This window comes from Bacillus carboniphilus (assembly GCF_039522365.1).
GTDB classification, from domain to species: Bacteria; Bacillota; Bacilli; order Bacillales; family JC228; genus Bacillus_BF; species Bacillus_BF carboniphilus.
This window is the reverse complement of sequence record NZ_BAAADJ010000052.1, coordinates 29,233-39,886: the sequence shown is the minus strand read 5'-3', so window position 1 is coordinate 39,886 and position 10,654 is coordinate 29,233. Positions and strand designations below refer to the sequence as shown.

7 protein-coding genes and 1 pseudogene are annotated in these 10,654 nt (G+C 35.0%); all 8 read right to left on the bottom strand.

What is annotated here, in order from left to right; translation table 11 throughout:
* Positions 1-17: 17 nt before the first annotated feature.
* The 8 genes and pseudogenes from ABDZ91_RS15285 to ABDZ91_RS15250 all read right to left on the bottom strand — a co-directional run bounded on the left by ABDZ91_RS15285 (position 18) and on the right by ABDZ91_RS15250 (position 10,606).
* The gene (locus ABDZ91_RS15285; RefSeq protein ID WP_343800472.1) at positions 18-1,553 is read right to left on the bottom strand and encodes an N-6 DNA methylase; all 1,536 of its coding nucleotides are present in this window, start codon (positions 1,551-1,553) and stop codon (positions 18-20) included.
* A 205-nt stretch (positions 1,554-1,758) separates the two neighbouring features.
* Positions 1,759-2,151 (bottom strand): annotated as a pseudogene (locus ABDZ91_RS15280) (dicarboxylate/amino acid:cation symporter); the annotation flags it as partial.
* A gap of 86 nt (positions 2,152-2,237) precedes the next feature.
* Positions 2,238-2,630 (bottom strand): DUF6979 family protein, encoded by a 393-nt coding sequence (locus ABDZ91_RS15275; protein WP_343800469.1) that lies wholly within the window; start codon positions 2,628-2,630, stop codon positions 2,238-2,240.
* Positions 2,631-2,661: 31 nt separating this feature from the next.
* Positions 2,662-2,886: a hypothetical protein gene (locus tag ABDZ91_RS15270; protein ID WP_343800466.1), complete on the bottom strand. Its 225-nt coding sequence runs from the start codon at positions 2,884-2,886 to the stop codon at positions 2,662-2,664.
* Positions 2,887-2,964: 78 nt separating this feature from the next.
* Complete coding sequence (locus tag ABDZ91_RS15265) at positions 2,965-7,368, bottom strand: coiled-coil domain-containing protein (protein ID WP_343800463.1); 4,404 nt, start codon at positions 7,366-7,368, stop codon at positions 2,965-2,967.
* Positions 7,355-8,095, bottom strand: coding sequence for a DUF6063 family protein (locus ABDZ91_RS15260; RefSeq protein WP_343800460.1), 741 nt, complete (start codon positions 8,093-8,095; stop codon positions 7,355-7,357). The genes ABDZ91_RS15265 and ABDZ91_RS15260 overlap by 14 nt, the downstream gene beginning before the upstream one ends.
* The gene (locus tag ABDZ91_RS15255) at positions 8,085-9,596 is read right to left on the bottom strand and encodes a replicative DNA helicase (RefSeq protein ID WP_343800458.1); all 1,512 of its coding nucleotides are present in this window, start codon (positions 9,594-9,596) and stop codon (positions 8,085-8,087) included. Before ABDZ91_RS15255 ends, ABDZ91_RS15260 begins: the two co-directional genes overlap by 11 nt.
* Positions 9,587-10,606 (bottom strand): Wadjet anti-phage system protein JetD domain-containing protein, encoded by a 1,020-nt coding sequence (locus ABDZ91_RS15250; RefSeq protein WP_343800455.1) that lies wholly within the window; start codon positions 10,604-10,606, stop codon positions 9,587-9,589. The genes ABDZ91_RS15255 and ABDZ91_RS15250 overlap by 10 nt, the downstream gene beginning before the upstream one ends.
* Positions 10,607-10,654 lie beyond the last annotated feature (48 nt).

The window sequence follows — 10,654 nt, the reverse complement described above, 5'->3', positions numbered from 1 at the left end:
GACTTACTAACGCTTTATCAAAATCCCATTAAATAGATTTTAATTGGGTGGCAACACTCTGCATTTTTTATTGCATTTTTCTGCGCTTTTTTATTGCAAAATACAACAGGAACATCACGTTTAATTTCTCTAGCTGCATTTGCTTCTTCAGATAACCAATATGAGAAAAATGGTTGTTCGACCATTTCATGAACCTCTTCTAGAGTATTAGTTAAATATACTCTTAATCTTTCATTGCTAGATATATCATACCCTAACTCTTTTAATGTGACGCTTAACTTCATGTGTGATACAGTGTATGGTGCCATGAGTATTTCAAACCCATATAATCTTGGTAATAAATGATTCTTTACATATCCAGTCCATAAACCTTTATTGTTCTCAAATGTTTTATATACTTCTTGTATTATTTCATTAAGGAATGTTCCCGTTCCGGAGGCAGGATCAAGAATTTGAACTTTATGTAATTGCTTATTATCACTTAAGTTAATCAAACTTGAGTTTGCTAAACCGCCATCTAAGTTGAATTTTTCCTTTAGTATAATGTTCACACTCCTAACAATAAAGGAAACTATTGATTTTGGTGTGAAATACACACCTCTAAAACTCCTAATTGATTGGTCATAATATGATAAAAAGGTTTCATAAAAATGGATAATTGGATCATGTTCAGGATGTGATTCCATGGAGTAAAGAATTTTGTTGATTTTAGTTGCATTCAATAATTTTACTAAGTCATCAACAATCCACCCAATTTTTTCATTTAAATCTGGACCAATTATTTCATTAAATAACCTCCTTAGAAATGGGTTTGTTTGAGGTATGGCATAGGAAGCATTAAACCTGGTAAGCATATCTTCATCATTTGAGGCTAAACGAGCAGCAAAGAGTCCGTAACATATGGTTTGTGCGTACATATCGGAAAGTTCATCTTCTGTTAAATCATTTAATAAGATTTGTCTAAAACCGTCTAATTGTTGTTTTAAAAATCTAACATTTCTGTCTGAGCTCTTCAAAAATAGTTGTAACTCTGATTTTATATATAAAGCGTAGTGGGCCATTTGTTTTGCTAGTTCCTCTGAATTAGAGATCTCATTTTTAACCATTAAAAAATTTGATAAAACCTGTGTAACATCTTTACTGCTTATCTTTTTAATCAATGTATTTTTCTTAAGATCTATATCTGCTAACGTTCCCTTCAATCTTAAACTCCCATTAACATACCACCTGAAATCTATATAATTCGTTAATATTAAATTAGAAATTCCCTCACGATATCTAAGAAGTTGTTCACTCTCTTCAACATCCTCCAAATTCGCTCCTATCTTCTTTGTCTCTATGTATCCTAATGGGTATCTTTCTTTAAGTATTAGAAAATCTGGTGATCCATATTTCTCTCTAGTCGGCTCATTGATTGCTTCAATATCATTGCTTATAGAATCAATTAGTTCCTTAAACATTGGCCTAAAAGAATGTTCCGTATAATTACCAATACGGATTATTTTTTCGATTTTTAAGATATATCTATCTATCATTGTATGCTGAATGTCCACGTCTTGTCCCTCCTTTAATAATAACTATTAAAGAGGGATATTAGGTTAGACCTAAAAGTTGGTTTACAAACACATTAATCCATAAAGTTTTGTGATGTATACTTTTTTCTGGATATGACTAAATTAAAAAAGGTGCCTGTTCCCCGGCATGCAAATACGTCACTACTCTGGGGTGAGGCACCTGATTTAAATTTTTATTTAGGCTTTAATAAATCCAATGTTTACAAACTATTACCTTCGAATTAGCTTGCGTTTCGTTAAACTTAGTTTCCCTATTATTCTCACTCTCCGCAACAATAACCGCACAAGCCGCATCCCCCGTAATTTTAACCGCAGAAAGCTTCATACCTAACAGGCGGTCAATTTCGATAATGAGCGCAATTCCTTCATCCGGTAAGTTCACTTGCGTAAATACTATGGCAAGCATAATCAGTCCAACTCCAGGCACACCTGCTGTTCCAATGCTTGCTAAGACAGAGGTTAACACAATCATTAGAATTTGAGAGATGGATAGATCCGCGTTGTACACTTGAGCGATAAATACGGTGGCACTCCCTTATATGATGGCTGTTCCACTCATGTTTATCATTGAACCTAGAAAACAAAGTGACGGTTTTTCCGTTTTATTTGGTTTTCGATTGCAACAAGAAATGGTCTTTCTATTTTCCTAACATAATACTCTAATCAAACCTTAATATACTTTTCTCTTATAAGTGTTTCCACTACATCCATTTGATAGTTACGTGAAATTCCATTACCTTTTGTGACTTGGTTCCAAAGCTCTGTAATATCATCAAGGAGGTTAGGTTGATCTCTAACAATATTTACTGCTGTAATAGCATAATCCTTATTTTTTGATAACTTTCTGGAGTTATAATTTCCACGAGGAATCTGATCAACTAACCCTTCTTCACATAAACCAAGAAAAGCATTTTTTGGACATCCTTTCTTTTGCCCCCAGGACCCCTCACCAAATAATTCGGAAGTTGCAATTTCCCATCCTTTAATTGGAGAATCAACTATTTTCTTATTGACTAATTCAACAGCTCTTATAGCAGCTTGACCATACTTACTCATAATAAATCCTCCAATTTCTTAAACTCAAAATTCAGTAATCTTCATTCTTTATAATTTCTTGTAGTTTATTTATTGCTTCTTCACTGAGTTGGATTGTCTGGCTTACTTCCCCTTTTTGTTTTCTTTCTCTTGAGCCGTAAGTATTAAGTTGCACGTATTTTTTTCCGTTTTTAATCACTACATTATATGAAGTTTCAACTTCGGCATGTACTTTTGAATTTCTACTAATTCTCTCCATTTTATTGATTAGAGCCATAACTTTGTAAACACCCCTACTAAATTAAATGTTAAGTATATAATTAACTTCTAATCATCTATTCTTTAATATATTCTATTAAAACAACTCCAACTGCTCCACTTCACCAAGTCTTTCTAGCGCTTGTGGTTCATGATCCTGAAAGTATGCTTGATGGATCTGTTTGACTTTTGTCATGATTTGTTTGTTAGAGTCCGCTGCTTTTCGAAGACGACAGCTATAAATGACAGGGAAGTAGTCACGTAAGAATTTTCCTTCAGCATGTGCGGTTAGTGCGATAATTTGGAAGCCAAGTTGTTCTGCAATAAAGAATACAGGATTTAGAACATGGTCACTTGATGCTTTTCCAAACGGATTATCCATGATGACAACACGGTGGCGCTTCATATTCGCTTCGATGTGTTTTTGTTTTTCGGCTACATAATTAAGAATGCCTAGAAACAATGTCATGTTTTTACTCCATTTTTCTCCACCAGACCATACATTGGATTGCTCCCATGAGTAAGATCTAGTTGTCACTTGATTATCATTGGTTACTTTGCGACAACTCACTTTCATTATTTCATTGTTCATAACCACACGTAAGAGCTGCTTGGAATGAAGCCATGTTTCGATTTCCTTTCGAACCTTGGCATAATCCTCTTTTCCTTCTACAGTGGTGAATCTTTCCGAATCTAATTGCTCTAAAATCCATTCAATATGTTTGCGAATTCGATTTTTCCCTTCTTCTTCTGTCCATTCTGGAATAGAAAATTTAAAAATCTCTTTCCATGAGTTCTCTATCTTCACCTTGGTCTTCTTTGGAATTAACTCAAGCTCCCCAGCAATTGTTCGCAGGTGACTATTGATGTGGGTTACATACTGTTCTAATTGTTTGTCATGATTGATTATACTTTCTTCATTATATTTAATCGCGTTTTGAATTCTTTTTTGCATATTTGTTTGGAATTCAATAACCTCTTTATATGATTTTTTATGATCAATACCTTGGCGCGCCATTTCTCTCATCTTTACATTTGTAATTTTATTTTTACAGAATGACTTAAATGACTCTTTGGCTTTGTCTACTTTTTCATATTCCTTTGAAACCTTGTCTTTCCCTTGCTTCAACTGAACAGTCACATTTTGAACAAAGGCAAGACGCTCATAGGTAAAGTTTTGAATCTCTTCATCAGTTAAGACGCTAGCAATAACAGATGGTCCTTTAAAATGATGTGCCTCTTCAAATCGGTCTAGCTCATGAAATGCATCTCTTAGTGATTCATATTCTTTGCTAATCCGTTTTTGTTCCTCTTCATGATAACCAAGCTGCTCATCTAAACGTTTCCTTTCAACTACTAACTGCTCCTGTATTTCTTTTACGGGTTCTACGAATATTTCGGGCTCTTCATTAGGAAACGATTCATAGAATTTATTAAATGCGAATTCAAGATCCTTTTCCTGCTTAATTTTTTTCTCCTCAGAAGCACGATACTCTTTAGTTGCCTCATCCACACTCTTCTTTAAATCATTTATTTTCTCACGGAAATAAGCAATTCGTTCCTTCCCATTCGGAGGAAACACAATTTCATCTTTGATTGGCCCATGGTCCAGCACTATTTCTTCCAATTGATTTGCAATATTATTTAGTTCCTTATAAGAGTGTTCTAGCTTAATTTTTATTTCATTTCTTGTACTTGATAGCTTGCGTAATGCATAATTCAGTTCTTCACGTTCTTTTATTAGTATACTTTTCGTCTTATTTGTGTATATCGGATGAAAGGCTTTGACCTCGTGGTAGAGTTCGTCATCAATCAATCTAGTATAATGATAGTTTTCAGCATCTTCACTTTTCTCTATTTCTCTTTTGTCTTCTTCTAGTCTCGAAATTTGATTGTTTATGTTTTTTATAACACGTTCATAGTCTTGGATTTGTGCTGTAAGCTGTTCTTGCACTTTTTTATTATCCAAAAATTCTTTTTCCAATTGAAGATAATCTTGAGCATCTTTCATTTTACCCTGTAAGCCATAATACTCTTGTTCAAAAGAATGGAATCTATCTTTCTGGGTTGAGTGTTTTTTCTCATATTCATCCTTTTTAGTCTGTACATCTTTTAGCTTTGTTTTTAGTTCTTGTATCCTATGGACTAGTTCAGACAAACTTTCTTTACTTTCTTGATAATCTTTATAGGGATATTCTTGTAAGAAAGTTAATAGTTTTTCTGCTCCTCTATTCCAATCGTTCAATCTTCCTTCTATTTCTAAACGAGCTGTAGTTGCTTCCTCGGCACGCTTTTTCATCGTCTGCTTCCAATTTTGGAAATACGTAATGTCTTGATTCTCTGTCCAATAAGCTGGTGTGATTAGGTGGGGTTCGTGTTTTCCTCCCTGCACGATTGCACGTGCCTGTTCAACCGAAATTACTTCAATAGGAAATTGTAACACTTGATCCATATTTTTAATTTTTCTTTTTAAGTGTTCTTTTTCACCCTCCGTTGTAATTAACGTAATCGACCAAAGAGGATATTGTTTAACACGATCGGAAACATTAAATGACTGGATAAATTGTACGCCTGTTTCTAATAAATTAAATTGGTTACCCCATTGCTTCACCTGTTTTTCAAGAAAAGGGTCTGCGAAAAATAAATCTTGAGTACCGTAGTCATCTATAAAGCGATGAGCCAACCGCTCCTTATATAAACCGGTGTCCCGCTCTATGTTTAATTGGAGGATGTAATCATGAGTCTGTTTGGTCAGTGAATCCTGCTTTAAATAAATTGAATCAAGTGTGGCCCATTGGGTGCGTAATGTACTTAGTACTTCCTTTGCTTTTTCATGAGCACTATTAGCCTGATCGATTTTACCTTGGAGTTGGAATTTGTCTCTATCTTTCGTTGCTAATTCATTGGAAAGTGTTTCTTGTTGTTCCTTGCATTCGTTAATCAATCCGGTTAAATGTTTATTGTCATTTTTCAACTGGACAATTTGATTATCTAGAAAGTCAAGCCGACCCTCCCATTGTTTAATGCTATCACTCACTGACTCCTGGTCCGGGTTAGAAAGGATTTTATTTTTGATACGGGTCATGTACTGGTTTGTTTTTTCCATTTCTCCGTTTATACTATTATACTTTTCTTTGGTATGCTCTAGCTGATTACTCTGATCAGCTAGTTGATTTCTAGACTTTTGAATTTGTTCTTCGATTGGCTGTTTCTCTAATTTTAATTCGTGCTTACGTTTATTACTTTTCTCCATTTCATGCAAGAAATAGCCAACAAGCTCCTGACTGTTTTCATCTAATTTGTCTTTTACCTCATGAATCTCCTCATCTTCGTCAAGCATTTCTAGTTGGGTGTTTAAAGACTGAATCCGACTCTGCTCTTCCTTATGTTTATGTTTCAACTCTGCATGTTTTAAAGAATAAAAGCTATTATTAGCATCTAAGAGGTCGTCATTGTAGAAATGGAGTGCCCTTGAATGGTCATTTAGCTCATTTTGTATTTTCTCTTTTTCATCTTGCTCTCTTTGAATCTCTACAGAAAGCTTTTTCTTAAGATGGTGTCTATTTACTACTTCCCAGTCTTTTATCTTAATTTCTATTGAATCCAGTTTATTCTTATTCTCTACCTGTTGGTTGAGAATAAGATCCAGTACTGCTTTTGCTCGTTGTTTCTTTTGCTCATATGCTTGCTCTTGAACGTGTAATCCTTCATAAGTCAGCACATAACGGTCCAATTCTTCCTCAATCGCTTTATTTTCCTCAATTTGTTCTTTTAATTCCTTATATAATTTAAAGCTTGCTCGATGTTTTTCAAATGTATCTGCAAAGGTTTTTTGATCATGCCCTGAAATGGCCCCTTCTACAGTTGGAATAAGAAGACGATCAAACAGTTGTGTAGTTTGTTTACATTCATCAAAAAACGCCTCAACGCCACCTTCAGTACTGTTAATTTTCACAATACTTTCCCATTCATTTGCAATGATATGATACTGTTCTTCAATATGTTGTTGAAACTCTTTTATAGTAGAGAAAGTTTGGGCATTCATGAACTGCTGTGACATTTGCTGATAATAATCTGATATTTCTCCTCGATCAGCTGGACGATTGGATTCTTTCCGCACAAAAGGAATACCTTCAATGCCATGTCTATCTCCAGCCTGGTAAGGATACACATACCGATAGGACCCTAACGCATCCTTTGTTAAGAATAAACTCACTGCTGTGACCAAATATCGTCGTGGATTTTCAGAAAGAATCCATTCAATTGCAATATGCGCTGGATAGTTATCTAGTTGGAGTGTTTGTTTGATTTTTCGATCCGATAGACTTGTATGAGGAATAATTGCTTGAAGTGCCGTTTGAATAAAAACGGTTTTACCTCCACCATTCTCAAGTAAAATGGCTCCATTATAGCCATCAAATTTAAAAATCTCATCATTGTAGCGTTTCATGCCGTCTTCATACACAACATTCGTAAAGCGGATTTTACTAATTGATGGCATTCTCGTCCGTCTCCTCCCATTGGTATATGAACTCTAGTATTCCTTTGTTATATTCCACTTCCATAAAAAAGCGTTGAACAATCGTCTTGGATTTTTCAGTTAGGATTACTTCATTGTTCCCAATCTCTTCAATAAGTTCCTGGTCAAGTAGGAATCGTTTTGCTGTATCCATGAAGCTTAACCGACTAATCGTGTTTCCACTTTGTTTCTTCGCGGTTTCCTTGATATCATTCATATCTTCCCATTTTTCAATGATTTGCTTCCAGTTATATGAAAACTCTTGCTCTCTTTCACGAAGTTTCCCATCATCATGTTCCATAAGTACTTGAATCCGTTCATTAACTAATCGAGCCCATTCATCGATACGAATAAAGTCTCTTGTTGGTTCCAAGGTTTGATAGCTATCATAAAAAGCACCCATCAAAATGATTGTTGTGAAATAAAGTAAATAAATATCTGCATTCGTTGCTCCAGATTTTAAATATGTTCGTTTTATATAATCATTGTTCACATGAAAGGGTGATAGCTTCGTTTCTGGAATCATATAGAACTTATCTCCAGCAATGATAACAACACAATCTACATGATTGGCAAAACTGTCTACTAAACCACGGATAGCATCATCCGCTATATATATTGAAAGTGATTCAGTACTAGCCTGACCGTCCCGAGCTAAGAGAGTATAAATCTCGAATGCTTGCATGACTTTGCTCTCACTATAATTCATCTACTAGCCCCTCCTCTAAAATGATGTCCATGTTTTGAATCGAAAACCGGTCTGTTACCTTTAATGTGTCGATTCGTTCGTATATGTGCAAGGTTCGATCACCTAATTGAGTTAATGCATCATCTAAACTGTGATTCTGCTCATCTTCTTCTGTTTCTATCTTACCTGAAATGATAGGGGACCGTTGATGGAGGATGATCCAAAAATCATAGAAAAAACGCTTATGAAGTAGGGAATCTTCCTTTTGACGCAAATAATTGATAACTTCACCAAGCTCTTTACAACCCTCTCCCATTGCCTCCAAAGACACTTTCATAACGTAACCATAATTTTTCCTCAAGTATTCCTGATAGTCACTCTCATTTTGATTACCAATTTCAATAAAACCATAATCTACTTTCTCTTCTCGATCTTCCCTTATATTTTGCTCAGCAAATATGGTGAAAGGGGACCAAATTTGCTCTTGATGTATATGTAGGAAGGGGTGTAGTAACCCTTTCATTGCTTCTAGTGGAAGAGGGGAACTTATTACTCTAGCGGTTATGTCTTGGTCAAAGTTAAAAGCATCAATTCCTGTATAATATAAAGACTCTTGTGCTGCCTTTAATGTATGATTCTTTAATTCAATACTTTGTTCCAAAAGCCTTGAATGTTCATAATGAACACTTTCTAGTTGTTTTGTTATTTCTAGAACATAAGCATACGTCTTCTTTTCTTTTTGATGATAGTCCTTTTCATATAATCGATCCTTGGTCTCTTTCACAAATTGCCTTAGTTCAGAAAACTCTTCATTTTCTCTTTCAAGGCGGGCATGGATATCTTCTAATAGCTGCTTGTACCTTTCGAAGGTTTCTTCAGAAACAATGCTGCGTTGAATCTCATGCCGTAGCTTAATCATTCTTTCATTGAGAGCTTCCACATCAATACGCATTTCATTGATTTGACGCAGAGCTCCTCGAAACTCACCTTTTTCAAGCTGTTTTCGAAGCATTAACTGGTTAATAGATAATTGAAATTCACTATAAAATTCCTTCGTTGCAAAAATAAGCTCCAAGCCATCTTCATCTAATGTATAAAATTGTGTATTTGTTTTTGAATCAAATGTATTGGCCTTTAGAAGTGAATATTCTAATCTATCCTCTTGCAATGTCTCCCAATTATAAAAGGAATAAGAACGCTTTTTACCATGGGTTGGACGAAATATCTCAATAATGCTCGACGATATCTCTACATACAGCTGTCCATCTAGGTAGTAACGACTTTCTGTGACCTTTTGTAGGAATTTTGCTACATCCATAGTACCGACTTTATGATTTCTCATTATCTTTTGCTCGAAAAAGAATAGAAGTGTTAGCAATCCAAGACCTTTCATGTCAATCGGTTGCTCCTTCAAATCTTTTACTTTTTTACGTTCAAGCTCATACAGGGGGTCAAACAAAGCAAGACGACGCATACGCTCTCTGAACCCTGAAGTAATATCAGAAATTTCATTTAGTTCCATGTTGCGTTCCTCCATATATGCTCTAGCTCACTTGTTTTTAATATCTCTTGGGGATAATAGTGACCACGGTCTAAAACGGCTAATAGTTTCTCCCGCTCTTGCTCTGTAAATAAACACAGAAATACGTCTATGGCGGCTCTATCCATTCGTTGATTTGTCTTTCCCTCTAAAGAAGGTTTGTCCAAACATGCTTGATAAAACGGCATGGCCAAATGTACAGGTACCTTTTCGTTTAAACGATACCAAATAAAGATTCCAGAATTATCTATATCACCAAAATAATAAAATCTATGTTCTGCATGAGGAAGAGGAAGCTGCCGATGAAATTGTTCAATACTTTTTATAATTTTATTTCCACTACCATAAATCACTGTAGAAAAATCCATATCTGATAACGAATCTACTAACGCTTGATATGTAGTTTTGTTTTCAACAATGAGGTGTTTTTGCACCTTTTGGGTAAGAACACTAGGATTAACAGCAAACATTAAAGGGTCAGATACAGGAATAATTTTCATAGCTGTCCATAACCCGATTCGCTCCAATAACTCTTTCCCATGTTTATCGGTTATCCATTTTTCATCACCAACAAGTTCTACACTTCGCTCTGGGGCAGGTACCTCATGGGTAGGAAAACCAAAAGATTCAAGATAATCATGGATTAATAGTAAATAAGGTTTATCTGAATTCCATTGTGAAGGGTCTAATCCAAAATATGAATCTAGATGTATGGAAGGATGTAAACGGAGGCGGTAGCTTTTTAGCTCCTCATGAAAGTCTTTTTTTAAGTGTTGCTTCGTAATACGATATGTATAGGCTAATGAAGGAGTGCGAGTATTTCTACCTTTTGATTTCACCATCTCTAATATGCCTTCTTCTTCAAAAGAAAGAATAAGTTGAGCAAACTGTTCATAATTAAGAGAATTGCTCGGAATCCAAGTCTCCAGTTCTTCAAGGGTAATGGTTTTCTTATTATATTTTAATAGTTCCTTAGTTATTAAATCCCTCATTACAGCCCTCCTCAAAATTTTACAATCTTTTACTTTTATTTTACTAGG

Excerpts from the sequence above, each read along its gene's own strand:
- ABDZ91_RS15275 (WP_343800469.1), bottom strand. The coding sequence starts at position 2,630 with ATGAGTAAGTATGGTCAAGCTGCTATAAGAGCTGTTGAATTAGTCAAT.
- ABDZ91_RS15270 (WP_343800466.1), bottom strand. The coding sequence starts at position 2,886 with ATGGCTCTAATCAATAAAATGGAGAGAATTAGTAGAAATTCAAAAGTA.
- ABDZ91_RS15265 (WP_343800463.1), bottom strand. The coding sequence starts at position 7,368 with ATGCCATCAATTAGTAAAATCCGCTTTACGAATGTTGTGTATGAAGAC.
- ABDZ91_RS15260 (WP_343800460.1), bottom strand. The coding sequence starts at position 8,095 with ATGAATTATAGTGAGAGCAAAGTCATGCAAGCATTCGAGATTTATACT.
- ABDZ91_RS15255 (WP_343800458.1), bottom strand. The coding sequence starts at position 9,596 with ATGGAACTAAATGAAATTTCTGATATTACTTCAGGGTTCAGAGAGCGT.
- ABDZ91_RS15250 (WP_343800455.1), bottom strand. The coding sequence starts at position 10,606 with ATGAGGGATTTAATAACTAAGGAACTATTAAAATATAATAAGAAAACC.